The organism is Streptomyces sp. NBC_01408, assembly GCF_026340255.1.
Taxonomy (GTDB): domain Bacteria; phylum Actinomycetota; class Actinomycetes; order Streptomycetales; family Streptomycetaceae; genus Streptomyces.
On sequence record NZ_JAPEPJ010000001.1, the window covers coordinates 3,180,127 to 3,205,495 of the forward strand.

Genomic DNA, 25,369 nt, shown 5'->3' on the forward strand with positions numbered 1-25,369 from the left:
GGTCAGGGTGCGGGCTTGAGGTGGCCGAGCGCTTCCACGGACTTGCCCAGGGCTCGGGCCATATTGCGGGCTTGGGCCTGGGCCGTCCGGATGTCGCCGCTCGCCTCCCGTGCGTACCGGCCGGCCCAGTCGTCGTCACGCCGGTCGATGTGCTGCGCCAGCCGGCCCAACGCGTCTTCGAGGTGGTGGGCGAGGGCGAGCAGGCTGCCCGTCACGGAAGCGACTTCGGCAGGGCTTCCGTAGGCTTCACGGGCGTCGGTGGTCGCTTCGGCGAGGGCGCGTATGAGCGCGGCGGCAGAGGCCGCGGCAGCGGGGTGATCGGTCATGGGTGCGAGCGTGCCCCATGACGTGCCCCTCCGAGGGGCGTTTGCGCCGGCTGCCCGGATCCGGGCAGCCGCCGCCGTTGTGTGGCACCCCGAACGGAGTGGGAACGGCAGACGAGCCGGCCTGTACGCCGGGTTCTGTCTCCCGGAGACCTCGCGGTCGCCGGGGAGACGGCCATCCATCTAGGACCGGCGTTGCCGCCGGCCTCGTGCGGTCTACCCGCGGACATCGGGCGGGCAGCCCTCGATCGTCCGCGCAGACCCGTCCGGGGACGGATCCTCTTGACCTTGCTCCGGGTGGGGTTTACCTAGCCGCCTGGGTCACCCCAGGCGCTGGTGGTCTCTTACACCACCGTTTCACCCTTACCGAGGGCCGAAGCCCCCGGCGGTCTGTTTTCTGTGGCACTGTCCCGCGGGTCACCCCGGGTGGGCGTTACCCACCACCCTGCCCTGTGGAGCCCGGACGTTCCTCGGCGGGATCCGGGGATCCCGACGCGGCCGCCCAGCCGACTCGTCTGTCGTGCCGACCATGTTACCGGCTGTGCCGTCGCGCCTTGACCTTGACGCAACGGCAGGGTTTCTACTGGGCTCATGCGGATCGGAGAGATCGCCGCGCTCGTCGGGGTCACGACCCGGGCGATCCGGCACTACCACCATGTCGGGCTGCTCCCGGAACCGGAGCGGCGCCCCAACGGATACCGGGCCTACAGCGTCCGCGACGCCGTCCTGCTGGCGCGCGTACGCCGCCTCACCGAGCTCGGGCTCAGCCTGGACGAGGTACGGGACGTGCTCGCGGACGATGCCGGGCGGGAACTGGCCGACGTACTGGAGGAGCTCGACGCCGACCTGGCCCGCCAGGAGGCCGAGATCGGGGAGCGCCGGCGGCGCCTCGCGGTGCTGCTGGCCGCCGAGCCCGGGGACACCGAACCCCTGTCCCCCGCGCTCGCCGCGCTCCTCGCGAAGGCGCCGCCCACGACCTCGGCCGCCGCCGCGAAGGACCGCGAGCACCTGACGCTGCTCGACGCCACGGGCTCCGGAGGCGAGGAACTGTACGCCGCGCTCGGCCCGTTGGCCGCCGACCCCGCGCTGCTCGCGCTCTACGAACGCCTCGACGCGCTCGCCGACGCCCCGGTGGACGACCCGCGGATCCCCGCGCTGGCCGCCGAACTGGTGGCGGCCGTCCCCGACGAGGTGTTCGCCGCGGTCCCGGCCGGGGGGCGGGTCGTCGCCGGTTTCCAGGAGGCGCTGCTCGCGGAGTACACGCCCGCGCAGGCCGAGGTCGTACGCCGGGTCATGGAGGCGTTCATGGAGAGGGGACGGGGATGAACGGAACACCGAGACCGACACCGACACCGGAACGCGCACTGGCACGGATGCGGGAGGCCGCCCGCCGGGTGCTGCCGGTGCAGGTGCGGCGGCTGGTGCGGCACGAGCTGCGGGCCACCGCCTCCCTCGGCTGGTGGGCCCTGCGCAGGAAGCACGGGGTGCTTCCCGGGGACCTCGCCGCCGGGTACACCGGACCGCAGACGGCCATGATGTACGGCCTGCTCTTCGTGTCGGTGATCGAGACGGCCGCGCTGGCCGTGCTCATCCCCTGGCCCGCCGTCCACCAGGTGGTGCTCGTACTCGACGTGTACGGGATCCTCATCCTCCTCGCGATGCACGCCGCCTGTGTCACCCGGCCGCACGTGGTCCGCCCCGACGGCTCGCTGCGGATCCGCTACGGGGCCCTGTTCGACCTCACCGTCCCGCCGGACGCGGTGGCCTCGGTCCGGGTCGACCGGCGTTACCCGGAGGGCCGGATGGTCACCGTGTCCGAGGACGGGGTGCTCGACCTGATCGTGGGCAGCCAGACCACGGTGACCCTGGAGCTGAACCGCCCGCTGGGGGTCGTCCGGCCGCTCGGGGCCCGGGCCCAGGTGCGTACCGTCCGCTTCCACGCCGACGACCCGCGCGCTCTGGTCAGCGCGCTCAGGCAGCCCGTCTAGACGAGTAGGGGTTCAGGCCACGGCGAAGAGGATCTTCGAGGTGCCCGGGTCCGCCTGCGTGAGGCGGACCCGGATGCGCTCGCCCAGCGGCAGCTCCCGCGAGGAGGACTCGACGCGGCCGACCACCGCCGGCTCCGCCAGGTGGACCGTGCCGACCAGCGGCTCGTGGTCCTTCACGTCGATCACCGTGGCCTCGAAGGTCTCCCCGACGCGGCCCTTCAGCAGGGCGGCCTCCACCAGGTCCACGCACTCGCGCTCCACCGTGTTGGCCAGCCGGGCGCCCTCCGCCATCTCCTGCGGCAGCTCCGCCAGCGCCGACACCGCCCACTGCGGCGGCTCGGCCCCCGCCACGGCCGCCACGCACAGCTCGCCGGTGTACCGGTCGACGAGCCGGCGCAGGGGGGCGGTGCAGTGCGCGTACGGGGCCGCCGCCGCGGCATGGATCGCCGGGTCCGGGCTCTCGCCGCCGGTGAAGGCCGTGTAGCCCGCGCCGCGCAGCAGGGCCGTGCACTCCTGGAGGAAGGCCGCGTGGGCGGGGAGGTGCGGGTCGAGGGAGCGGACGAGTTCGGCGTACGGGACGTGGTGCGGCCAGTCGATCCGCAGGGCCGTCGCCGTCCGCCGGAGCCTGCCGACGGCCCCGTCGGGGGCGGTGGGCAGGGTGCGCAGGATGCCGGCCCCGGAGGCGAGCATCAGGTCGGCGGCCACCATGCCGGTCATGAGGGAGATCTGCGCGTTCCAGCCGTCGGCGGGGAGCGGGGCGCGGTAGGCCAGGGAGTAACTGCCGCCGTGCTCGACGATCTCCTGCTCGGGCACGTTCAGGGAGATGCCGCCGCGTTCCTGCTCCAGGGCCTCGCGCAGCCGGCCGACGTCCTTCAGCAGGGCCAGCGGCTCCTCGGCCGTGCCGGAGTCGATGGCCTTCTGGACGCCGTCGTAATCGAGCTTGGCCCGGCTGCGGACCAGGGCCCGGCGTACCTCCACGGTCTCGACCCGGCCGTCGGGGTCCAGTTCGAGGCGCCACAGCAGCGCCGGGCAGGTCTGGTCGGGCAGCAGGCTCGCCGCGCCCTCCGAGAGCACGGCCGGGTGCAGGGGGACCCTCTCGTCGGGGAAGTACAGGGTGCTGACCCGGCGGTGGGCCTCCGCGTCGAGCGGGCCGCCCGGGGTGACGAAGGCGGCCACGTCGGCGATGGCGTAGTGCACGCGGTAGCCGCCACCGCCGGGGCGGCGGGCGAGGTGCATGGCCTGGTCGAGGTCGACGGAGGCCGGGGGGTCGATGGTGAACAGCGGGATGTCGGTCGCGTCGAGGTCGGGGAGGCGCGGCTCCCGGACGGCCCGCTGCGCCTCGGCGAGCACCTCGGCCGGGAACTCCTCCGGCACGTCCAGCTTCGTCCGCAGTTCACGCAGCGCGGCCCGCAGGGCGGCCCCGTCTGTGCCGGTCATGTGGATAGGACGGCGTGGCATGGGTCGAGCGTAGAGGCGGCGGGCCCGGGCGGCACGGCGAGCGGCGAGCGGTGGACAGCGGGCCCGGGCGGTACGGCGGGCCGTCTACCCTGGCTCGGGGGCCGCATCCCCTGCGCCGTGACGTATTGAAGGAGAACCACCGTGCTCGTGCTGCTGCCGCCGTCCGAAGGAAAGGCCGCCGGCGGCTCCGGCGCACCGCTTAAGCCGCAGGAGCTGTCCCTGCCCGGGCTGGCCGCGGCGCGTGCGGCGGTGCTCAACGAACTCGTGGAGCTGTGCGCGGGCGACGAGCCGAAGGCGCGCGAGGTGCTGGGCCTGAGCGAGGGCCTGCGGGGCGAGGTCGCCAAGAACGTGGAACTCCGCTCGGCGGTGGCCCGTCCGGCGGGCGAGATCTACACCGGCGTGCTGTACGACGCCCTGGGCCTCGCCGACCTGACCCCGGCGGCCCGCAAGCTCGCCGAGGACGCGCTGCTGGTGTTCTCCGGCCTGTGGGGCGCGGTGCGGATCACCGACCGGATCCCGTCCTACCGCTGCTCGATGGGCGTGAAGCTGCCGGGGCTGGGGGCGCTCGGCGCGTACTGGCGGGCGCCGATGGCCGAAGTGCTGCCCGCTGCGGCCGGGGAGGGGCTGGTGCTGGACCTGCGCTCGTCGGCGTACGCGTCCGCGTGGCGGCCGAAGGGGGAGGTGGCGGGGCGGACCGCGACCGTGCGGGTGCTGCACTCGCAGGTCGTGGACGGGGTGGAGAAGCGGTCGGTGGTGAGCCACTTCAACAAGGCGACGAAGGGTCGGATGGTGCGGGACCTGCTGCTTTCCGGCTCCGCCCCTGGGGCGCCGGCCGAGCTGGTCACTGCCCTGCGGGACCTGGGCTACGTGGTCGAGGCGGAGGCTCCGGAGAAGGCCGGCAAGGCCTGGGCCCTGGACGTGGTGGTCACCCAGATCCACTGAGGCGGTCGCCCTTCCTCCGTTCCCCGGGGCTCCGCCCCGGACCCCGCGCCTCAAACGCCGGCGAGGCTGGGTTCGGCCTTGGCCCCTGCGGGGGCTTGGCCAGGTGCTGCTGTGGGTCGGGGCCGCTCCGGAGCGTCTCCTCGGCTCGCGCACTTAGCCCCGGCTGCGATAGCCGGGCCTGGGTTGCGCGCTCGTCCTGCGGGGACTCTCCTGCGCGACCCCGCCCCACGCCCAGGCCCTGGAAGCGGGGCCTGGCGGTGGGCGTAGCCGTGGTGGAGGGGAGTGGGGACGCGCAGGGTTGTCCCCGCAGGACGAGCGCGCAACCCGGGCCGAGGACGTCGGGTCAGGCTCAGTGCGCGAGCCGAGGAGACAACCCGGAGCGGCCCCGCGCACCGACCCCACCGACCAGGCCGCCTGCCCCCAGGGGCGAAGCCAGGGCCAAATCCAGCCCCGCCGGCGTTTGAGGCGCGGGGTCTGGGGCGGAGCCCCAGGGGCCCGGGCAGGGCGGCCAGGCCCTGGCGCAGCCGAACCGGCCGAGCCGCCCGCAGGGCACCCGGCGGAGCCCCAGGGGCCCGGGCGGCAGCCTGGGGTCAGCGGCCCAGCGGCCAGGCCACCGCGGCCGGGGTCAAGTTCGCGGCACCCGCGTAAGTCGCGCAGGCGTCCGTCAGGGTTTCCAGGACGGTGAGGGGGTCCGGGAGGGGGTGTTCCATGCCACGGCGCCAGGTGACCGCCTGGTCACCCGGCAGGGCCGCCGGGGGGACCAGGACGTAGCTGCCGCGGCAGTGCCAGCGCAGGCCGGGGTGTTCGTCCATCGTCTCGGGGTGGCAGTCCAGTTCGCACGGCCACCACTCGTCCTCGTCCTCGGGGGTGCCGCGGGTGGCGGTGAAGAAGAGCATCCGGGCCTGCTCGCCCGTGCCGCTCGACTCGGCGACCGGGCCGACTTCGATGCCGGCCTCCAGCAGGCGCTCCAGCGCGGCGAGTCCGGCTTCCAGGGGGACGTCCAGCACGTCGTGGACCATGCCGGTCGCGGTGACGAAGTTGGCCTGGGGCTGGTTGCGGGCCCAGCGTTCGACCTGGGCGCGGTCGGTGGTCGACTGGGTCTGCCAGGCGAAGGAGAGGGGATGTCGTGCGGGCGTCGGACAGCCGATCCGGTCGCACGAACATCGGTAGCCGGCGGGATGGGCGGCGGGGGCGAGCGGCATCCCGGCGGCGGCGACGGCCAGGAGGAGCGCCTCGCGCTCTTGTGCGGGGTCCTCGGCGGTGGGCTTCTGCCGCCGGCGCAGCCACTGGGAAATCCTGCTCTGCTCGCCGCGTTTGACGCGGCCGGATTCAGACCCCATCTATCCCCTCACCTCACCGTATCCCCGGCGGACCTTCACATGGTCCCACCATCCTGCGCCCCGGGTGACCGGTCTCCTCAACCGGGGGGCTGGGGAGAGGGAACCTGCAACGCACACAAAACCACAGAATTAGTGCAAATGTTCCCGACTGGCCGTCGGGCGGCTACCTGCCGGTGACGTTTGACACTCCGCCGAGCACCTGGTCCACCAGCGCGTCCGCGAAGGCGTGGGTCAGCGGAGCGGTGCGCAGCAGCCAGCGGTGCGTCAGCGGCCCGACCAGCATTTCCACCGTCAGCCGCAGATCGGCCTCCGGCGCGAGCTGCCCGGCCTCCTGCGCGGTGCGCAACCGGGCCTCGTACAGGGCGAGCTGGGGCTCCAGCAGCTGTTCGTTGAAGCGGGCGCCGAGCTCGGGGTCGGTGGCCCCGGCGGCCGCCAGGGCGCGGGCGGGGGCCTCGTACTTCTCGTCGTTGAACTCGTCGACCGTGGCCCGCAGGACGGACTTCAGGTCGGCCGCGAGGTCCCCCGAGTCGGGGAAGCCGGTCCACTCGCCGTCCGCCTCCGCGTCCCCGGCGAGCGCCAGCGAGGCGTCGAGGAGGACGGCGGCCTTCGAGGGCCACCAGCGGTAGATGGTCTGCTTGCCGACCCCGGCGCGGGCGGCGATGGCCTCGATGGTCAGCTTGTTGTAGCCGACCTCCCCGACGAGGGCGAGCGCCGCGTCGAGGATGGCGCGGCGGGAGCGGTCGCTGCGGCGGGTGGCATCAGGGGTCCTGGTCATCCTTCGAACATACCAACCCGAGACGTCTCGTCTTTTGCCCTGCAAACCACCCAATCAGTTCACTGCGCCGTCATCCTTGAGGAGAGACGATTCTGTCCACACCGGCATGAGCCGTAAGCCATGCACGTCGTGCAAGTCGTGAGGAGCCTTCTTTGCGCAGAGACGCCACACCCCGGCGCTACCTGATGTGCCCACCCGCACACTTCAGGGTCACGTACTCCATCAACCCGTGGATGGACCCCACGAAACCGGTGGACCTGCCCCTCGCACACGCCCAATGGGAAGACCTGCGGGACCGCTACCGCGCCCTCGGCCACACCGTCGAGACCCTCGTCCCCGATCCCGCGCTGCCCGACATGGTCTTCGCGGCGAACGGCGCACTGGTCGTCGACGGCCGGGTGCTCGGGGCCCGCTTCGCCTACCCGGAACGGACCGCCGAGGCCGAGATCCACCTCGACTGGTTCCGCTCCCACGGCTTCACCGACATCCACGAGCCGTCCCACGTCAACGAGGGCGAGGGCGACTTCGCCGTCACCGCCTCCTACCTCCTGGCGGGCCGCGGCTTCCGCTCCAGCCCGCTCTCGCACGACGAGGCACAGGAGTTCTTCGGCCGCCCCGTCATCGGCCTCGACCTGGTGGATCCGCGCTACTACCACCTGGACACGGCGCTCAGCGTCCTCGACGGCGACGAGGTCATGTACTACCCGCAGGCCTTCTCCCCGGGCAGCCAGGCCGTACTGCAGCGGCTCTTCCCCGACGCCCTGATCGCCGACGGCCGGGACGCGGCCGCCCTCGGCCTGAACGCGGTCTCCGACGGCCGGCACGTGCTGCTCCCGCAGGCGGCGACCGGCCTGCTGGAGCCGCTGCGCGACCGTGGGTTCGAACCGGTCCCCATGGACCTGGGAGAACTGCTCAAGGGCGGCGGCAGCGTGAAGTGCTGCACCCAGGAGCTGCGCCCGTAACTACTCGGCCGGCGGCCAGGCCTGGCCCCAGTCGGCGTCCCGCGCCGCCTTGTAGAGGTCACCGTGGCGCTTGGTCACGGTGGCCCGGGTCAGGCCCGGTGCGTCGGGGCCCTGCGGGCCGCACAGCTCCAGCAGGACGAGCCCCTTCCGGATCTGCGGCTTCCGCGTGATCCGGGAGGTGGCCGGCGCCACCGGGAAGCGGGTCGCGGCGACGTAGCTGAACTTCTCGTCCTCGTACGGGAGGGAGCCGCCCTTGACCTTCCGGTGCAGCGAGGACCGGCTGACCCGCGCCGAGAAGTGGCACCAGTCCTGGCCGACCTCGATCGGGCAGGTCCCGTCGTGCGGACAGGGCGCGGCGACCCGCAGCCCGGCCGCGATCAGCTGGTCGCGGGCCTCACGGATGCGCAGGTAGCCCTCCGGGGTGCCCGGCTCGATCAGTACGACCGCCTGCCCGGCCCGCGCCGCCTCGGCGACGACGGCCGTACGCGCCTGCGGCGTCAGCTCGCCCAGCACGTACGACACGGTCACCAGGTCGGCGTCGGGGACCGTCAGCCCGGCCCCGATCACGGCCCGCCGCCACTGCGCCCCGCGCAGCACCGGCGAGGCGGAGGCCGCCGCCAGCTCCTTGCCCAGGGCCAGGGCCGGTTCGGCCCAGTCCAGCACCGTGGTCTCCCGCGGGCCGTCCCAGGTGGCGTCCACCGCCCAGGTCGCCGCCCCGGTGCCGCCGCCGATGTCCACGTGCGAGCCCGGCGCCCAGTCCGGCGCGGCCTCCGCGAGCCCGTCCAGGGCGGACCGTACGGCCTCGAAGGTGGCCGGCATCCGGTACGCCGCGTACGCCGCCACGTCGGAGCGGTTGCGCAGCACGGGGGCGTCGGTCGGGGTCTGCCCCCGGTAGCTGGCGATGAGCCGCTCGACGGCGGCCGAGGCCTGCTTCGGCGGGAGTCCGTCGAGCAGTCCGCCCAGCACGGTGCGGAGGGTCTCGGCGGAGGTGGGGGCGGGGGCGGAGGCGTTCACCTGCGAAGTTTATTCCGCGGACGGGACCGCGGGCTCCCGCTCGCGCCAGGGCCGGCACATGCCGAGGAAGCAGCCGGCCGCGAGCACCGAGCACACCACCTGGACGACGGCCATCGGCACGGCCGTGTCCTCGCCCGCGATCCCGACCAGCGGCGAGGCGATCGCCCCGACGAGGAAGGAGGTGGTGCCGATCAGCGCGGAGGCCGAACCGGCGGCGTGCGGGGTGCGCATCAGGGCCTGCGCGTTGGTGTTCGGCAGGATCACGCCCATGGACGACATCAGCACGAACAGGGCGGCGGCGACCGGGAACAGCCCGGCCTTCCCGAACACCCCGGTGGACATCAGCAGCAGGGCCACCGCGGCGGCCCCGGCGATCGCGAGCCCGGCGGCCAGGACCTTGTCGAGGCTGACCCGGCCCACCAGCAGCTTGCCGTTGATCTGGCCGGCGGCGATCAGGCCGACGGAGTTGAGCCCGAACAGCAGGCTGAAGGCCTGCGGCGAGGCCCCGTAGATCTCCTGGATCACGAACGGCGAGGCCGATATGTAGGCGAACAGCACGGCGAAGGCGAAGCCGCCGGTCAGCGTGTACCCGGTGAAGACCCGGTCGCCGAGCAGCCCGCGCATGGTGTGCAGGGCGGCGCCCACCCCGCCGGTCTGCCGCCGCTCGGGCGGCAGCGTCTCGTCGAGCCGCCGCCACACCAGCAGCGTCAGCAGGGCGCCGACGCCGGTCAGGACGACGAAGACGCCCCGCCAGTCGGAGAAGCGCAGCACCTGGCCGCCGATGAGGGGGGCGATGATCGGGGCGACCCCGGAGACCAGCATCAGGGTGGAGAAGAACCGGGCCATCTCGACCCCGTCGTACAGGTCGCGTACGACGGCCCGCGCGATGACTATCGCGGCCGCGCCCGACAGGCCCTGGAGCAGCCGGAAGCCGATCAGGAGCTCGGCGGTGGGCGCGAAGGCGCAGATCGCGGTGGCGAGGACGTAGACGACCATGCCGATGAGCAGGGGTCTGCGGCGGCCCCACTTGTCGCTCATCGGGCCGATGACCAGCTGGCCCAGGGCCATGCCGGCGAGGCAGGCCGTCAGGGTGAGCTGGACGGTCGCGGCCGGGCTGTTCAGGGCGGTGGTGACCTCCGGCAGGGCCGGGAGGTACATGTCCATGGACAGCGGGGGCAGGGCGGTGAGCCCGCCCAGCATGAAGATGACGAGCAGTCCGGTGCGGCGGGCGGCGGCCAGGGGCGCGGCAGCCGCGAGGGCGCCCGCGGTGGGGACGGCAGCCTTGGGGCCGGGGGCTCGGGGACCGGGGGCTTCGGGGTCGGTGGCCTGGGGAGCGGAGGGCGACGCGGGCGACGACGCGTCCGAAGGGGTCGTCGCGGGGGCTCTCTCCGTCATGCGGCACTCCAGTCTTTCGTCCTGCTCACGAACCCCTGACCGACCCATGCTCTCAGCCCTTGGAACGTCCGGGGTCCGAGGCCCGGTGTGACGTAGCCTGCGGCCCCATGAGCGCACGTGTGAAGAAGACCGCCGTGGTGACCGGTGCCGGTTCCGGGATCGGCCGCTCCGTGGCCCTCGCCCTGGCCGGGGCCGGCTGGGCGGTGGCCGTGGCGGGCCGCCGCGCCGAGCCCCTGGAGGAGACGGCCCGGGCGGCCGGGGCCGACGCGGACGTGCTGTGCGTCCCGGCTGACGTGAGCGATCCGCAGGACGTGGCCGCGCTGTTCGCCGCGGTGCACGAGCGGTACGGGCGCCTCGACCTGCTCTTCAACAACGCGGGCACCTTCGGGCCGGGCGGGGTCCCGCTGGAGGACATCAGCTACGAGGCCTGGCGCTCGGTCGTGGACGTCAACCTGACCGGCGCCTTCCTGTGTGCGCAGGCGGCCTTCCGGCAGATGAAGGCACAGGACCCGCAGGGCGGCCGCATCATCAACAACGGCTCCATCTCCGCGCACGTGCCGCGCCCGAACTCCATCGCCTACACCGCCACCAAGCACGCGATGACCGGCCTGACGAAGTCGCTGTCCCTGGACGGCCGGCCGTACCGGATCGCCTGCGGCCAGATCGACATCGGCAACGCGGCGACCGAGATGACCGAGCGGATGCAGACCGGCATCCTCCAGGCCAACGGGCAGCTGGCGGTGGAGCCGGTGATGGACGCCGCCGACGTGGCACGGACCGTGCTGCACATGGCGGAGCTCCCGCTGGAGGCGAACGTGCAGTTCGCGACGGTGATGGCGACGGCCATGCCGTACATCGGCCGCGGCTGAATCCCATTGCCGGGCCCCGGTGCCTAGTCGATCATGACCGCATGGCCAGCGGGTGACCCCCGGGTCAGGGTCGGTGGCCAGGGCGTGCGGATCGCGTGAGCGCGGACGCCGGTGCCGAGGGGTCCGTGCGGCACGGATGCCGGGACTCCGCCCCGGACCCCGCTCCTCAAACGCCGGAGGGGCTGGAATCGGCCCCGGGAACACCGGGCAGTGCTCCGCGTACGGGGACCACCAGCGGGGCCCCGGTCCGCGGATGCGGGAGCACCTCCACCGGCTGCCGGTAGACCCGGCTGAGGAGCGCGTCCTCGAACACCTCGGCCGGCCGGCCGTCCGCCGCGATCCGCCCGTCGTGCAGGACGGCGGCCCGGTCCGCGTAGGCGGCGGCCAGGCCCAGGTCGTGCAGGACCACCACCACCGCGTCCCCGGCCGCGGCCCGCTCCCGGCAGACCCGCAGCACGAGCTCCTGGTGGCGCAGGTCCAGGGCGGCGGTGGGCTCGTCGAGCAGCAGCAGCGGGGTCCGCTGGGCCAGTACGCGGGCCAGCGCGACCCGGGCCCGCTCGCCGCCGGAGAGCGCGGAGAAGGGGCGCGCGGCGAAGTCCGTGACCTCGGTGGCGGCCATGGCGGTGGCCACGGCCTCCTCGTCGGCGTCGGCGAAGGCGGTGCCGGCCCAGGGCGCGCGGCCCATCCGTACGACCTCCTCCACCGCGAACGGGAAGGACAGCGCGGCCGACTGGGGGAGTACGGAGCGGCGCAGCGCCAGCTCGGGGGCGCTCCAGCCGCCCACCGGGCGGCCGTCGATCCGGACCTCACCGGAGGCGGCCGGCAGGTCCGCGGCGAGCGCGGCCAGCAGCGTGGACTTGCCCGCGCCGTTCGGACCGACCAGCGCCAGCACCTCCCCGGCGCGCGCGCTCAGGGCGATGCCCGACAGGACCTCCCGCTGCCCCAGCCGGACGTGCAGGTCCACGGCCTCGGCGAAGGCCGTGCCGGGGACGGGCCGGGCGGGGACGGCCCGCTTGTTCCGGGAGAGCAGCCCGGTCAGCATGCCGGTCATGCCCAGCCTCCTTGCTTGCGGCGGGTACGGCGCAGCAGCCAGAAGAAGAAGGGGCTGCCGAGCAGGGCGGTCAGCACACCGAGCGGCAGCTCGGCGGGCTGGGCGAGGGTCCGCGCGGCCAGGTCGCCCGCGACGAGGACGACGGCGCCGGCCAGGGCGCTGCCGGGAACCAGGAAGCGGTGGCCGGGGCCGTTGGCCATCCGCAGCAGGTGCGGGATCAGGAGGCCGATGAAGGTGATGATGCCGGCCACCGCGACGGCGGCGGCGGTGAGCAGCGCGACGACCAGGACGAGGGCGAGGCGCAGCCGTTCGACGTCGATGCCCAGGTGGCGGGCGGGCCGCTCGCCGAGGGAGAGCAGGTCGAGCTTGCGGGCGTAGAAGGGGGCGGCGAGCAGGCCGGCGATCGCGCAGGGGAGTACGGCGAGGACCTTGGGCCAGGTGGCCTGGGCGAGCGAGCCGAGCTGCCAGAAGGTGATCTGGTTCACCTGGCCGCTGTCGGCGAAGAAGATGAAGAGGCCGATCAGGGCGCCCGCGAAGGCGTTCACGGCGATGCCGGTGAGGATGAGGGTGACGACCTCGGTCCGGCCGCCGTTGCGCGACAGCAGGTAGACGGCGGTGACGGTGATCAGGCCCGCGACGAAGGCGCAGACGGTGACCGTCCAGTTGCCGAAGAAGCTGAGGCCGAGGCCGATGGCGGCGACGGCCCCGACGGCCGCGCCCGCCGAGATCCCGATGACACCGGGCTCGGCGAGCGGGTTGCCGAAGACGCCTTGCATGAGCGCGCCGGCGCAGCCGAGGCTCGCGCCGACGAGCAGGGCGAGCGCGACGCGGGGGAGGCGTACGTTCCACAGCACGCTCTCCCCGACCCGGTCGAGCGGCGCCCCGCCGAGGCCGAGGCGGTGCTGGACGGAGGCGAGGACGTCGGTGAGGGGGATCCCGTAGGCGCCGACTCCTGCGGAGATCAGGGCCAGCAGGACCAGGGCGCCGACGAGGGCGGCGGTGAGGAGAGGGGCCGTGTGGCTTCGCGGCCTGAGGCTCCGCCCCGGACCCCGCGCCTCAAACTCCCCCAGACTCCGTCCGGGGGGACCCCCGGGCTGGGCTGGATTCTGGCCGGCGTCGTCCGCCGGACGGGGCTGGATTGCCCGCAGGGCAATTTCAGCCTCGCCGGCGTTTGAGGCGCGGGGTGTGGGGCGGAGCCCCGCGCGGCGGAGCCGCCGGGCACGGACCCCGCCGCCACCGGCCGACCCGGCTTCCGTGGACCGGGATTCGGAAGGAAGCCGCACGTCAGGACGCCTTGCCGTAGAGCTGGGTGATCAGGGTGGTGAGGACCTGGTCCGTGCGGGGGCCGTAGTTGAGCAGGACCCCGTCGTCGATGGTGACCACCCGGCGGTCCATGCCGGCCGGGGTCTGGGCGACGCCCGGGATCTTGACCAGGCCGTCGACACCGCCGACGGATTCGAGCCCCTTGGACATGACCAGGATCGCGTCGGGGGCGGCGGCCGCCAGGGCCTCGCTGGTGATGGGGGTGAAGTCCTTGCCCAGCCCCGAGTCCTTGCCCGTGTCGACCGCACCCGCCGCTTCCAGCAGGGAGGCCGCGCCGGAGTCCGAGCCGCCCAGCAGGTAGACGGAGGCCGTGCCGCGCAGGTAGAGGAAGGCGACCCGGGGCTTCTTGCCCGTGGCGGCCGGAATGTCCTTGCGGGCGGCGGCGATCCGGTCGGCGGTGCGCTGGTTCAGCTGGTCGCCGGCCTCCTTCACGCCGAGCGCGGCGGCCACCGCCGAGATCCGCTTCGGTGCGTCCTCCAGCGTCTTGGCGGGGGCGACGACCAGGACCGGGATGCCCGCGTCACGGATCTGCTGGATCGCTTCCGCGGGACCGGTGGTGGTCTCCGCCAGGACCAGGGTCGGGCGCAGCGAGAGCACGCTCTCGGCCGAGACGTCATGACCACGTGTCACCACGGGCAGCTGCGCGGCCTGTTCGAAGGTGGCCGTGATGTCCCGGGCGACGACCTGTCGGCCGAGGCCGAGGGTGTGCACGATCTCGCTGAGGCTGCCGGTCAGCGGGACCACCCGGTCCGCGGAGCTGACCGTGACCGGAGTGCCGTCGCTGGAGGGCACGGTGACGGGCAGTACGGGCGCGGGCGAGGGTTCGAGCGGTTCCACCCGGTCCGGGGCCGCGGCGGCGGTATGGGCGGGCCGGCCCGCGGGCGTTGCCGTGCTCCCGCAGCCCGTGACGGCCAGTGCCAGGGCGACCAGGGCGGTCATGGCGAGGCCGATGCGGGGGGAGCGGGGTGGGGCGGCGGGCGTGGGCACGAGGGCACCGTCCTGGTCGTCCGGCGGATGAAGGTTGGGGGCGACCGAGGGGTTCCACTCACGGCCAACCGTAGTTTAGGTTAGCCTCACCTAACTCGCTAGACCCTGGAGGGGCATTCATGTCCGCTGGACCCGCCCGTGCGCCGGCAGTCGTCCTGCTGGTGGCCCTGCTGGGAGTGCTGCTCCCGGCCACCGCCGCCCAGGCGGCGGGCCGCACCGTGCAGGGCGGCCGGCTGGACTGGGGTATCAAATCGTCCTTCCAGAGTTATGTCACGGGTCCCATCGCGAAAGGTTCTTTCAAGCTGAAGAGCGGAGCCGCCACCGCGGGCGGCAGCCTGTTCCGCTTCCACTCGGCGGCCGGTTCGTACGAGCCCGACTCGGGGGAGTTCAACGCCTCCTTCAGCGGCGGCGTGACCTTCCAGGGCCACCAGAAGCCCGACGGCGCGTACGAGCTGGACATGACCGTCAGCCGCCCCACCGTCAAGATCTCCGGCGGCCGCGGCACCCTGTACGTGGACGTCGCCGGCAAGGCCAAGGACACCGGCCAGGTCACCAGCCAGTCCCAGGTGCCCTTCGCCACCCTCGGCCTCGGCGGCATCGACATGAAGGGCGGCAGCACCCCGATCGCCCTCTCCAACGTCCCGGCCACCCTCACCGAACAGGGCGCCAAGGCCTTCGCGGGCTACTACGCGGCCGGCGCGCCGCTCGACCCGGTCTCGCTCTCCGCCGACGTACTGGCCCCGGCGGCCCCCTCCCGGCCTGCGCAGTCCGCGCAGCCCTCGGGACCGCCGAGCCAGGGCGAGGGAACCCCGCAGCCGCAGGGCGCCTTCGCCGACGCCGCCGTCGACTGGGGCGTCCGCCGGACCTTCCGCGAGTACGTCACCGGCTCCATCGGCCAGGGCAAGTGGGTCCTCGCCGAGGGCGCCCTGGACGGGGGCGCGCTGTTCCGCTTCCCGCAGGGCAAGGGTGCGTACGACGGCCAGAAGGGCACGCTCGACGCGGCCTTCGCCGGGACCGTCCACTTCACCGGAGCCCACCTGGACCTGAAGCTCGGCAAGGTGAGCGTCAAGGTGGAGAACGGCAAGGGCGTCCTGTCCGCCGACGTCACCGCCGCGGGCGGCGAGACGAAGAGCGCCGTCGCGCTCGTCGAGTTCGACGCCAAGGGGCTGAAGACCGAGGGCGCCCTCGCCACCCTGACCGAAGCCCCGGCCACCCTGACCGAGGGCGGCTCCCAGGCCTTCAACGCCATGTACAAGGCGGGCACCGAGATGGACCCCGTCACCCTCGCCGTCGCCCTCGACACCTCCGCACAGCTGCCCGCCCTCCCCGACCTCGGCTCCACGGCCTCCCCCGCGCCCGCCACCTCCTCCGCACCGCCCGCCGCCCCGGCCCCCGCCGCGCAGGCCGGGGAGTCCTCGGACACCGGGCTGTACGTGGCCCTGGCCGCGGCCGTGCTGGTGCTGGCCGGCGGCGCCGCCTTCCTGGTGGTCCGCAAGTGCCGCACCGACGCCGCCGCTGCGGCGCGGGCCGATGCCGACGCGGCGGCCGCGCCCACCGAAGCCCCGTAGGGGGTGTCCGGTGGGTCAGGGTCGCGCCGCCCGTCCGAAGTGGCGTCGCGGTCCCGTCCGGCTGACGACACCCCCAGGGCTGCCGCCCCACACCCCCGATCCCGTTCCCTCAGGAGTCCTCAGCCATGTCGTCCCTCCGTCGCCCGATCGCCCTCGCGGCCGCCGTTCTCACCGCCGCCGCGCTCGGCACCACCGCCCTCGTCCTGCCCGCCACGGCCGCGGTCGCCCCGGCCGCCGCCCCGAAGGCCGGCGGCGCGCCGACCGCGCCGGTGAAGATAGTCGGCGGCACCCTCGACTGGGGCGTGCTCGCCAGCTACCGCGCGTACGTGACGGGCATGGCCAAGGGCACCATCACCGTGGCCGACGGCGCGAAGGCCGACGCGGACGGCACCCTCCGGTTCGGCGAGGCCGTCGGCCAGTACGACCCGACCGCCGGGCACGTGGTGAAGGCCGCCTTCAAGGGCAGCGTCACCTTCTCCTCGCCCGCCCCGCCGGCCGGCCACGGCTTCGAGGTCAAGCTCTCGGACTTCCGTATCGACACGGGCACCAAGCAGCTCACCGCCGACGTCACCAAGGCCGGGGCCACGGCCCAGGACGTGGCGCTCGCGGACGTCGCCTTCGGCGGCCAGTCGATGGAGAAGCTGGGGACCAAGCTCACCAAGGCGGCCGCCGACGCGCTCGGTTCGCCGGGTTACGAGGGCAAGACCGGCGACCCGCTGACGGCGAAGCTGGAGTTCGAGAAGTCCGAGCCGAGCCCGACGCCCCCGTCCCCGAAGCCCAGCCCCACGCCCACGGCGACGGCGACGGCGACCAAGCCGACTCCCACGCCGACCAGGACCACCGCGGCGCCGACCGCCCCGGCCGACGGCGCGCAGAAGGTCCTCAAGGCCGGCCTGACGTGGGGCGTGAAGGAGTCCTTCCGCAAGTACGTGCTGGGCGCGGGCTCGATCACCCCCGGCGGCGGCGCCGTGAAGAACGGCGACCTCTACGCCTTCGCCCTCGCCAAGGGCGAGCTGGACGCCGCGAAGCAGAAGCTGAACGTCTCCTTCGAGGGCTCCCTGCGCTTCCAGTACGCGGGCCACGGCATCGACATGAGCTTCGCCAACCCCCGGGTCGAGGCCGCCGGCAAGACCGGCACCCTGTACGTGGACGTCAAGAATGCCTCCGGCAGCAAGACGGCCGTCCCCTTCGCCACGCTCGACCTGTCGAAGACCGACTACAAGACCAAGGGCGGCCTGCTGGCCCTCGACGCGGTCCCGGCGGCCTTCACGGAACAGGGCGCGGCGGCCTTCGCCAACGACACCACCGGCTCCATGTACAAGGCCGGCGACGCCCTCGACCCGCTCACCTTCTCGGTGGCCGTGGACAAGGACGCCACCCTCCCGGCGGGCGGCACCACCGGCGGTACGGGCACCACCGCGGGCGGCGGTTCGGTCGGCGGCAACCTCGCCGCCACCGGCGCCGAGATCCCGGCCGGGACCCTGCTCGGCGTCTCCGGCGCGGTGGTGGCGGTCGGCGCCGGCGCGGTGTTCCTCGCGCGCAAGCGCCGCGGCACGGCCCGGATCTGAGCCGTGCTTCAATGCCCGCGTGAACGATCTAGACGTCCTCAAGGTCTTCTGCGCGGGTGACGGCCGGTACGGCAACCTGCTCGGAGTCGTACGCGACGGCCGGACCTGCCCGGACGACGCGTCCCGGCAGCGGCTCGCCGCCGAACTCGGCTACAGCGAGACGGTGTTCGTCGACGACCCCGAGCGCGGGGTCGTCGACATCCGCACCCCCGGCACGCGGATGTCCTTCGCGGGACATCCGCTGGTCGGGGTCGCCTGGCTGCTGGACATCGAGGAGCTCCAGCCCCCGGCCGGGTCCGTATGGGCGCGCGACGACGGGGAGTTCACCTGGATCACGGCCCGCGCCGAGTGGGTCGAGGGCAAGCGCACCGAGCAGTACGCGAGTCCCGCCGAGGTGGAGGCGCTGCCCGCCCCGCCGCCGGGCGAGGGCTGGCTGTACGCCTGGGCCTGGGAGGACGAGGCCGCGGGCCGGGTACGGGCCCGCGGCTTTCCGCGCCGCCCCGACGGGGCCGTCGTGGAGGACGAGGCCACCGGTTCGGCGGCGGTCCTGCTGACGACCCAGCTGAACCGCGCCCTGAACATCGTCCAGGGCGCGGGCTCCCAGATCCTCACGGCGCCGGGCCCCGACGGCACGGTGGAGATCGGCGGCCGGGTCCGCTTTGCCCCGGGCAACTTCAGCCTCGCCGGCGTTTGAGGCGCGGGCCCGGACCCAGCCTCGCCGGCGTTTGAGGCGCGGGGTCTGGGGCGGAGCCCCAGGAATCCCGGCTCCGCCGGGCACCGGGCCTGCCCGGATCGGCGCCTCGAACGCCGACGAGGCTGGATTTGGGGCTACGCGCTCAGCGGGAACTGCTCGCCCAGCTCGCGGAAGACCGAGCCGTTGAAGCCGAACGCGCGCTTGCACTCGTCGATGATGCGCTGCTTCTCCAGGTCGTCCGCGGCGATCGCGTCCAGCAGCTCGCGGTACGTCCGCTTGAAGGCCGCCGGGTTGGCGATGTCCGCGAAGACGTAGAAGCGGACCCCGTCGCCCTTGCGCTCGAAGCCCCAGGTGCGCTCGGCCTTGTCCCGGATGATCTGGCCGCCGGAGAGGTCGCCCAGGTAGCGGGTGTAGTGGTGGGCGACGTACCCGCCCGGCCACTGGGCCGCGCACTCGGCCACGCGGGCGGCGTAGGCCTCGGTCGCGGGCAGTGCCACGACCGTCTCCCGCCAGGACGGGCCGAGCAGGTGTCCGAGGTCGCGCTCGATCTCGGCGACGCGCATCAGCTCCGGCTGGATGAACGGGCCCGCCACCGGGTCGTCCTTGAGCGACTCGGCCGCATCCTCCAGGGCCCGGTACACGAACCACAGCTGTTCGGTGTAGCGCGTGTAGGCCTCCACGCCCAGGCGGCCGCCGAGCAGGTCGCTCATGAAGGTCGACGTCTCCGCCTCGGTGTGCTGCTCGTGCGAGGCGACGCGGATGACCGTAGAGAAGGCGTCCAAGGGGGACCTCCGAAGAAGAGGGAGCAGGCGTGGCGGCAGCCGCCACACCTGATCCTCCTACTTAGGCATACCTAAGTCAATGTGTTCCCGACGTGCTGTCGGTAAAAAATCCGGCCACACGTCCGGGCCGGACTACGGCAGGGTCAGGATCTCCGCCCCGCTGTCCGTCACCACCAGTGTGTGCTCGAACTGCGCGGTGCGCTTGCGGTCCTTCGTGACGACCGTCCAGCCGTCCTCCCACATGTCGTACTCGTGGGTGCCCAGGGTCAGCATCGGCTCGATGGTGAAGGTCATCCCGGGCTCGATGACCGTGGTGGCGTGCGGGCTGTCGTAGTGCGGGACGATCAGGCCGGAGTGGAACGAGGAATTGATGCCGTGCCCGGTGAAGTCCCGGACCACGCCGTAGCCGAAACGCTTCGCGTACGACTCGATGACCCGGCCGATGATGTTGATCTGGCGGCCCGGCTTGACGGCCTTGATGGCCCGGTTCAGCGCCTCTCGGGTGCGCTCCACCAGCAGCCGCGAATCCTCGTCCACGTCCCCGCACAGGTACGTGGCGTTGTTGTCGCCGTGCACCCCGCCGATGTACGCGGTCACGTCGAGGTTCACGATGTCGCCGTCGCGCAGGACGGTCGAGTCGGGGATGCCGTGACAGATGACCTCGTTGACCGAGGAGCACAGGGACTTCGGATAGCCCCGGTAGCCCAGCGTCGAGGGGTAGGCGCCGTGGTCGCACATGTACGCGTGGGCGACGCGGTCCAGCTCATCGGTGGTCACCCCCGGGGCGATGAGCTTGGCGGCCTCTTCCATCGCCTGGGCGGCGATCCGGCCGGCGATGCGCATCGCCTCGATGGTCTCGGCGGACTGCACCTCCGGCCCGGTGTAGGGAGTGGGCGCGGGCTTGCCCACGTACTCGGGTCGGCGGATGTTTCCGGGAACGGAACGGGCGGGAGAAAGCTCGCCTGGTACGAGCAGCGACTGGCCAGACATGCAAGCGAGTGTATCCAGCGGGGATGGGGCAGCATGGCGGCAGAGAGCGGCATCGAGAGGAGCCTGACAGCGATGGCCCTGTTCAAGAAGCGCCAGGTGGGCAAAGCGGGCGAGTGGTACTACTGCCTCGTCCACCAGAAGGTCGAGGAAGGCCCCGAGTGCCCGGCGAAGGACCGTTTCGGCCCCTACGAGACGCCCGCGGAGGCCGCGCACGCCATGGAGACGGCGCAGGAGCGCAACCTGGAGTGGCAGAACGACCCCAAGTGGAACGACAAGTCCCGCGAGGAGGAGGAAGGCGAGGGCACGGCTCCGTAGGCCCGCGGCGAACGGCCCGTAAGGGCCGCAGTGGCCGGAGTGGCCGTGGCGGACGCCGCTACCAGCGGCTGGGCGGCGGCGCGGTCAACTGGTCGGCGAGCCGCGCCAGCCGGTCCCGGAACCGGCGCGGCCCGCGCTGCGCCGGCAGGCTGTTCTCCCCGGCCGCCGCGCTGACCAGGTGCTGCACCGTGTCCAGATCCAGCTCGGCCGTCCCGTCCGCCACCGACAACGCGTCGTGCGCGAGCGTGCCCAGGTCCGGGTCCCCGCCGTCCAGGGACAGTACGGTCGCCCCCGCCCGCCGGGCGTCGTGGACCCGCTCCAGCAGACCCTCCCCGGGCCGCTCCGGGGCCACCACCAGCAGGGTGTGCCCGCGCCGGGCCGCGGCCAGCCGGCCCAGCCCCACCGACAGGTGCGGAGGCTCACCGGGCCGCACGTGGTGGCGTACCAGCGTGGGCGCCAGCTCCGGCAGACCCGACCAGGCGGCCTCGTCCACCAGGTGCGCCGCCAGGTGCCACGGCTCGTACTGAGCCGTCCCCACCAGCAGCAGTTTCCCGCCGGCCGGTACGACGGCACGCCGCAGCGAGCCCGCGAAACGGCGCGCGGCGCCGGGCCACTGCGTACCGGCGAGCACCTCGCGCAGCAGCGCGACCCTCACGGCATCCATATCGGCATCCTGCACCATGGAAGGGACATACGGGAGCGCTTGCCGACACGCCGCCCCGCACCCCGCCCCGCACCCCGCCCCCGCACCGTGGCCGACGGCCGTTCGACTCTGCCCGTCCCGGGGTTAGTAGCTGTTGTGCCGTCAGGTCACTCTTGTGAGTGATAGTGCGTTTGGGTGAGTGTGGTTACGGTCGTGGGTGTGAACCTGAAGGAGTGGGCGAAGGCGCAGGGTGTGCATCCGCAGACCGCGTATCGCTGGTTTCGTGAGGGGACTTTGCCGGTACCGGCTCAGCGGGTCGGGCCGCGCACGATCCTGGTGAATGTGGAGGCGCATGCCGCACCTGAGGTGGTGGGTGGTGTCGGCTTGTATGCCCGGGTGTCGTCTCATGATCAGAAGGCGGATCTTGAGCGTCAGGTGACGCGTCTTTCACAGTGGGCGGCGAAGGCCGGTCACCGGGTGGTCCGGATCGAGTCGGAGACCGGTTCGGGTATGAACGGTTCCCGGTCGAAGGCGCGTCGTCTGCTGGCCGACCCTGATGTGACCTGTGTGGTGGTGGAGCACAGGGACCGCCTCGGGTGGATGAATGTGGAACTGGTCGAAGCCGCCCTGTCCGCGCACGGACGCCGTCTCGTCGTGCTGGATGACGGCGAGGTCGATGACGACCTGGTCCGGGACATGATGGACGTGCTCACCTCGTTCTGTGCTCGCCTGCACGGACGCCGTGGCGCGAAGAACCGGGCTGTCAAGGCCCTGGAAGCGGCGGCGCAGGGTGGCTGAGCCGGGGAGGGGGCTGCGGACAATCGCCACGCCGTTCGTTGCCCTCGGTCCCTCAGGCGTGTCGATACGTGACCGGCTCAAGGCTCTGACGGCGGAGGATGAGAAGGTCCTGCGGCTGGTCGCCGCGCATCTGGCCGCCTTGGCGGGACGTGACCTCAAGGCCCGGTGTGCTGATGGCCTGGGGCATTCCAATGAGTCGTGGGCCGGGCGCAAGCGCGAGCTGACCCCGCTGTCGTCGTCCCGGTGGGCGGGGTCGGTCACGAAGGCGACGCATGACCAGTGGTCGCTGTCCCGCCGCGCTCAGGCCACCCACCTGGCCGGGCTTGATGCGGGCATCCGCATGCTCCGCCACCGCCTGTCCCTCCCGGTCGGACAGCGCGGCACCAAGCGCGCTCCCGGCGGCTACCGGTCGCAGCGTGAGTGGTTTGCCAAGTCCCGCCGGCTGGCATCCCTGGAGGCCCGGCACGCAGCCGTGTCGGCTGATCGTGAGGCGGGCCGGGTACGGGTGGTGCGCGGAGGCCGGAAACCGGCGAACACCCGCCACCACCTGGATGCGGCCGGTCTCACGGAACCTGAGTGGCGGGAGAGGTGGGAGGCAGCCCGCTGGTTCCTGTCAGCCGACGGCGAGTCCGGGAAGAGGTTCGGGAACGAGACCATCCGGGTCACCCCCGAGGGAGAGGTCAGCATCAAGCTGCCGACCCCGCTCGCCGGGTACGCCAACAGCCCGCGCGGCCGGTACACACTCACGGCGCGCGTCGCGTTCCCCCACCGGGGCGAGGAGTGGCGCGACCGCACGTCTACGGACCGGGCTGTCGCCTACCGCGTCCACTACGACACCGTGCGCGGCCGCTGGTACCTCGACGCCGCCTGGACCCGCCCCGCCGTCCAGACCATCTCCCTCCCGGCGGCACGCGCGAACGGCATCATCGGCGTGGACACGAACGCCGATCACTTCGCCGCCTGGCGACTCGACCCCCACGGCAACCCCGTCGGCGAACCGCACCGCTTCCCCTACGACCTCACCGGAACCGCCCAGCACCGGGACGCGCAGATCCGCCACGCCATCACCCGCCTCCTCCACTGGGCACAACGGTGCGGCGTCACGGCCATCGCCATCGAAGACCTCGACTTCACCGACGAGAAGACCCGCGAGAAGCACGGCCGGAAGAAGAAGTTCCGGCAACTGATCTCCGGCATCCCCACCGCCAGACTCCGTGCACGGCTCGTCTCCATGGCAGCCGAAAGGGGTCTGCCGATCGTCGCGGTCGACCCCGCGTACACCAGCCTGTGGGGCGCCCAGCACTGGCAAAAACCCATGACAGCGCCCCACCGCACCACGACCCGGCACGATGCCGCGAGCATCGCGATCGGCAGACGCGCCCTCGGGCACCCGATCCGGCGACGGACGGCACCGCCCCACGACGACCGGAGTGATCGTCGCGGGCATCGGACCGTCCAGGCCGAACCGGACACCCGAGGACGTGAGGAAACCCGACCCCGTGTTCCCGGACCACGCACACGATGCGCGCAGCCCGGACACGGAGCGAACACGGGCAACCAGCACGCCCAACACCGTCCGGGGCGCGCGGCTGAGAGAGACCAGTCCTGGCAACAGGACTCACTCCCGCTCAGTCTCTAGGAACGGTTACCCTCGCCCCCATGACCTCCCCAGACAGCACTCAGACGCCGCCGGCCGCCAAGGCGCCGGCCAAGGACCCGTGGGACCTTCCGGACGTCTCCGGCCTCGTCGTCGGCGTCCTCGGCGGCACCGGCGACCAGGGCCGCGGCCTGGCCTACCGGCTCGCCCGGGCCGGCCAGAAGGTGATCATCGGCTCCCGCGCCGCGGACCGCGCCCACAGCGCCGCCGGGGAACTGGGCCTCGGCGTGGAAGGTGCGGACAACGCCGAGTGCGCGCGCCGCAGCGACATCGTGATCATCGCGGTGCCTTGGGAGGGTCACGCCAAGACCCTCGAATCGCTGCGCGAGGACCTCGCGGGCAAGCTCGTGGTGGACTGCGTCAACCCGCTGGGCTTCGACAAGCAGGGCGCCTACGCCCTCCAGGTCGAGGAGGGCAGCGCCGCCCAGCAGGCCGCGGCCCTGCTCCCGGACTCCCGCGTCACCGCGGCCTTCCACCACCTCTCGGCGGTCCTGCTCCAGGACGAGTCGATCGAGGAGATCGACACCGACGTGATGGTCCTCGGCGAGGCCCGCGCCGACACGGACCTCGTCCAGGCCCTGGCCGCCCGCATCCCGGGCATGCGAGGAGTCTTCGCGGGCCGCCTGCGCAACGCCCACCAGGTCGAGTCCCTCGTAGCCAACCTGATCTCCACGAACCGCCGCTACAAGGCCCACGCGGGCCTGCGCATCACGGACGTCTGACACCGAGCCCGCCCGGCGGCCCGGTCCGGTCCGGCGGCCCGGCCCGCGCCGCGCTCCGTTTCCTTACGGGAGCACTGCGGGGCATGGGGGACACTGGAGGGGCTCGACCCCGTTCAGTGTTCCCGAGGAGCTTCTTCCATGCCCCGCCTTGCCGTCTTCGCCATCGTCTGCTGCGTCCTCGCCCTGGCCGCCGCCGTGGTCGCCTTCGTGGAGGGCAGCTTCCTCGGGATCGTCTGGGTGCTGCTGGCCGGTGTCACGTCCAACATGGCCTGGTACTACGTGCGCAAGGCGAAGGCCGACAAGGCCGCCGCCGCCCAGGACACCCTCTAGCCGCTGACCAGGACGCGCTACGGCTGCGGAACCGCGCAGAAGAAGGCGCTGTCCTCGCGCCAGAAGCTGTACAGCTCACGGCCGCAGTAGGCCTCCACCTCGGTCACGCCGAGGGAGCCCAGCAGGCCGTAGACCACGTCGAAGAAGAAGCTGTTCACCCCGGGGATCCACAGCAGCGCGAAGACGGCGATCAGGCCGAACGGCGCCAGCGGCTCCACCTGGCGGCGGACTCCGTACGACAGCCAGGGCTCGATCACCCCGTAGCCGTCCAGGCCGGGCACCGGCAGGAAGTTCAGGATCGCCGCCGAGACCTGGAGCAGGGCCAGGAACGCGAGCGCGAGGCGGAACGGACCCGGCACCCCCTCCAGGGCGTCCAGCCAGAACGGGGCCGTGCAGACGGCGGCGAAGGCCACGTTGGTCAGCGGGCCCGCCGCCGAGATGATGCTGTGCTTCCAGCGGCCCCGGATCCGGTCGCGCTCGATGTACACGGCCCCGCCGGGCAGGCCCAGTCCGCCGAGGATCACGAAGAGCACCGGCAGGACGATGCTGAGCAGCGCGTGCGTGTACTTGAGCGGGTTCAGGGTCAGGTACCCCTTCGCGCCCACCGTCAGGTCGCCGCTGTGCAGGGCGGTGCGGGCGTGCGCGTACTCGTGCAGGCAGAGGGAGACGATCCAGGCCGAGGTGACGAAGAGGAACACGGCGAGCCCCGTGCTCGTCGAGTAACCGGTCCACACCGCCCAGCCGGTGACCGCCATGACGGCGACGATCCCGAGGAACACGGAACTGATGCGCCGCTCGCCGCGGCTCCCCTGATGACCCATGCGGCGAAACCTATCCCGGGAGCCCGGCGGAAATAAGGTCGGGTCCGGGACCGG

At 72.9% G+C, this 25,369-nt stretch carries 25 protein-coding genes, 1 other RNA gene and 1 pseudogene; 13 read left to right on the forward strand and 14 right to left on the reverse strand.

The genetic code is table 11. From position 1 onward, the window contains the following. Positions 1–2: 2 nt before the first annotated feature. Positions 3–326: a hypothetical protein gene (locus OG447_RS14500; RefSeq protein WP_266936901.1), complete on the reverse strand. Its 324-nt coding sequence runs from the start codon at positions 324–326 to the stop codon at positions 3–5. A 108-nt stretch (positions 327–434) separates the two neighbouring features. Beyond that, positions 435–837, reverse strand: an RNA gene (rnpB, locus tag OG447_RS14505) — RNase P RNA component class A. A 77-nt stretch (positions 838–914) separates the two neighbouring features. On the opposite strand from rnpB, the gene OG447_RS14510 reads away from it, so the two are divergent. Both OG447_RS14510 and OG447_RS14515 read left to right on the forward strand, forming a co-directional pair. Then, complete coding sequence (locus tag OG447_RS14510; RefSeq protein ID WP_266936902.1) at positions 915–1,649, forward strand: MerR family transcriptional regulator; 735 nt, start codon at positions 915–917, stop codon at positions 1,647–1,649. 47 nt (positions 1,650–1,696) lie between these two features. Then, complete coding sequence (locus OG447_RS14515; protein ID WP_266936903.1) at positions 1,697–2,311, forward strand: hypothetical protein; 615 nt, start codon at positions 1,697–1,699, stop codon at positions 2,309–2,311. Between the two features lie 12 nt (positions 2,312–2,323). Here the strand turns inward: OG447_RS14515 and OG447_RS14520 are convergent, their stop codons facing one another. Continuing rightward, the gene (locus OG447_RS14520; RefSeq protein ID WP_266936904.1) at positions 2,324–3,769 is read right to left on the reverse strand and encodes an RNB domain-containing ribonuclease; all 1,446 of its coding nucleotides are present in this window, start codon (positions 3,767–3,769) and stop codon (positions 2,324–2,326) included. A gap of 141 nt (positions 3,770–3,910) precedes the next feature. On the opposite strand from OG447_RS14520, the gene yaaA reads away from it, so the two are divergent. Next, complete coding sequence (gene yaaA, locus OG447_RS14525; RefSeq protein ID WP_266936905.1) at positions 3,911–4,711, forward strand: peroxide stress protein YaaA; 801 nt, start codon at positions 3,911–3,913, stop codon at positions 4,709–4,711. Between the two features lie 590 nt (positions 4,712–5,301). Here the strand turns inward: yaaA and OG447_RS14530 are convergent. Continuing rightward, positions 5,302–6,051: a bifunctional DNA primase/polymerase gene (locus tag OG447_RS14530; RefSeq protein ID WP_266936906.1), complete on the reverse strand. Its 750-nt coding sequence runs from the start codon at positions 6,049–6,051 to the stop codon at positions 5,302–5,304. A gap of 163 nt (positions 6,052–6,214) precedes the next feature. After that, positions 6,215–6,826, reverse strand: a complete 612-nt coding sequence (locus OG447_RS14535; protein ID WP_266936907.1) for a TetR/AcrR family transcriptional regulator — start codon at positions 6,824–6,826, stop codon at positions 6,215–6,217. A 140-nt stretch (positions 6,827–6,966) separates the two neighbouring features. On the opposite strand from OG447_RS14535, the pseudogene ddaH reads away from it, so the two are divergent. Further along, positions 6,967–7,788: pseudogene (ddaH, locus tag OG447_RS14540) on the forward strand (dimethylargininase); the annotation flags it as partial. Here the strand turns inward: ddaH and OG447_RS14545 are convergent. Together OG447_RS14545 and OG447_RS14550 are read right to left on the reverse strand one after the other, a co-directional pair. Beyond that, complete coding sequence (locus OG447_RS14545) at positions 7,789–8,802, reverse strand: small ribosomal subunit Rsm22 family protein (protein ID WP_266936909.1); 1,014 nt, start codon at positions 8,800–8,802, stop codon at positions 7,789–7,791. 9 nt (positions 8,803–8,811) lie between these two features. Continuing rightward, complete coding sequence (locus OG447_RS14550; protein ID WP_266936910.1) at positions 8,812–10,197, reverse strand: Bcr/CflA family multidrug efflux MFS transporter; 1,386 nt, start codon at positions 10,195–10,197, stop codon at positions 8,812–8,814. 107 nt (positions 10,198–10,304) lie between these two features. Between OG447_RS14550 and OG447_RS14555 the strand changes: the two genes are divergently transcribed. Beyond that, on the forward strand, positions 10,305–11,066 hold the full coding sequence (locus OG447_RS14555) for an SDR family oxidoreductase (RefSeq protein ID WP_266936911.1): 762 nt from the start codon (positions 10,305–10,307) through the stop codon (positions 11,064–11,066). 166 nt (positions 11,067–11,232) lie between these two features. Here OG447_RS14555 and OG447_RS14560 read toward each other — a convergent pair whose 3' ends face one another. The 3 genes from OG447_RS14560 to OG447_RS14570 all read right to left on the reverse strand — a co-directional run bounded on the left by OG447_RS14560 (position 11,233) and on the right by OG447_RS14570 (position 14,379). Further along, positions 11,233–12,108, reverse strand: a complete 876-nt coding sequence (locus OG447_RS14560) for a heme ABC transporter ATP-binding protein (RefSeq protein WP_266938875.1) — start codon at positions 12,106–12,108, stop codon at positions 11,233–11,235. Between the two features lie 5 nt (positions 12,109–12,113). Next, positions 12,114–13,187: an iron ABC transporter permease gene (locus OG447_RS14565; RefSeq protein ID WP_266938876.1), complete on the reverse strand. Its 1,074-nt coding sequence runs from the start codon at positions 13,185–13,187 to the stop codon at positions 12,114–12,116. A gap of 214 nt (positions 13,188–13,401) precedes the next feature. Then, positions 13,402–14,379, reverse strand: coding sequence for a hemin ABC transporter substrate-binding protein (locus OG447_RS14570; protein WP_266938877.1), 978 nt, complete (start codon positions 14,377–14,379; stop codon positions 13,402–13,404). Positions 14,380–14,546: 167 nt separating this feature from the next. Between OG447_RS14570 and OG447_RS14575 the strand changes: the two genes are divergently transcribed. The 3 genes from OG447_RS14575 (at position 14,547) to OG447_RS14585 (ending at position 18,257) form a co-directional block, all read left to right on the forward strand. Next, complete coding sequence (locus tag OG447_RS14575) at positions 14,547–15,995, forward strand: HtaA domain-containing protein (RefSeq protein ID WP_266936912.1); 1,449 nt, start codon at positions 14,547–14,549, stop codon at positions 15,993–15,995. 125 nt (positions 15,996–16,120) lie between these two features. Beyond that, the gene (locus OG447_RS14580; RefSeq protein ID WP_266936913.1) at positions 16,121–17,563 is read left to right on the forward strand and encodes an HtaA domain-containing protein; all 1,443 of its coding nucleotides are present in this window, start codon (positions 16,121–16,123) and stop codon (positions 17,561–17,563) included. Between the two features lie 19 nt (positions 17,564–17,582). Then, positions 17,583–18,257 carry a PhzF family phenazine biosynthesis protein gene (locus OG447_RS14585; RefSeq protein WP_266936914.1) on the forward strand — a complete coding sequence of 225 codons (675 nt, stop codon included), beginning with the start codon at positions 17,583–17,585 and terminating at the stop codon, positions 18,255–18,257. 134 nt (positions 18,258–18,391) lie between these two features. Here OG447_RS14585 and OG447_RS14590 read toward each other — a convergent pair whose 3' ends face one another. Both OG447_RS14590 and map read right to left on the reverse strand, forming a co-directional pair. Beyond that, positions 18,392–19,039, reverse strand: coding sequence for a heme oxygenase (biliverdin-producing) (locus tag OG447_RS14590; protein ID WP_266936915.1), 648 nt, complete (start codon positions 19,037–19,039; stop codon positions 18,392–18,394). Positions 19,040–19,171: 132 nt separating this feature from the next. Beyond that, entirely contained in the window at positions 19,172–20,029 is an 858-nt protein-coding gene (gene map / locus OG447_RS14595) for a type I methionyl aminopeptidase (RefSeq protein ID WP_266936916.1), read from the reverse strand. A gap of 72 nt (positions 20,030–20,101) precedes the next feature. Between map and OG447_RS14600 the strand changes: the two genes are divergently transcribed. Further along, a complete protein-coding gene (locus OG447_RS14600) occupies positions 20,102–20,344 on the forward strand; it encodes a hypothetical protein (RefSeq protein ID WP_266938878.1) in 243 nt (80 codons plus the stop codon). A gap of 58 nt (positions 20,345–20,402) precedes the next feature. Here OG447_RS14600 and OG447_RS14605 read toward each other — a convergent pair whose 3' ends face one another. Further along, the gene (locus OG447_RS14605) at positions 20,403–21,008 is read right to left on the reverse strand and encodes a hypothetical protein (RefSeq protein WP_266936917.1); all 606 of its coding nucleotides are present in this window, start codon (positions 21,006–21,008) and stop codon (positions 20,403–20,405) included. Between the two features lie 198 nt (positions 21,009–21,206). Here OG447_RS14605 and OG447_RS14610 point away from each other — a divergent pair, with 198 nt between their 5' ends. The 4 genes from OG447_RS14610 (at position 21,207) to OG447_RS14625 (ending at position 24,494) form a co-directional block, all read left to right on the forward strand. Next, positions 21,207–21,785: an IS607 family transposase gene (locus OG447_RS14610; RefSeq protein WP_266936918.1), complete on the forward strand. Its 579-nt coding sequence runs from the start codon at positions 21,207–21,209 to the stop codon at positions 21,783–21,785. Positions 21,786–21,843: 58 nt separating this feature from the next. Next, positions 21,844–23,424: a transposase gene (locus OG447_RS14615; protein ID WP_266936919.1), complete on the forward strand. Its 1,581-nt coding sequence runs from the start codon at positions 21,844–21,846 to the stop codon at positions 23,422–23,424. A 20-nt stretch (positions 23,425–23,444) separates the two neighbouring features. Next, positions 23,445–24,164, forward strand: a complete 720-nt coding sequence (npdG, locus tag OG447_RS14620; protein ID WP_266936920.1) for an NADPH-dependent F420 reductase — start codon at positions 23,445–23,447, stop codon at positions 24,162–24,164. A 138-nt stretch (positions 24,165–24,302) separates the two neighbouring features. Continuing rightward, entirely contained in the window at positions 24,303–24,494 is a 192-nt protein-coding gene (locus tag OG447_RS14625; RefSeq protein ID WP_266936921.1) for a hypothetical protein, read from the forward strand. Positions 24,495–24,511: 17 nt separating this feature from the next. Here OG447_RS14625 and OG447_RS14630 read toward each other — a convergent pair whose 3' ends face one another. After that, positions 24,512–25,315: a site-2 protease family protein gene (locus OG447_RS14630; RefSeq protein ID WP_266936922.1), complete on the reverse strand. Its 804-nt coding sequence runs from the start codon at positions 25,313–25,315 to the stop codon at positions 24,512–24,514. Positions 25,316–25,369: the final 54 nt, after the last annotated feature.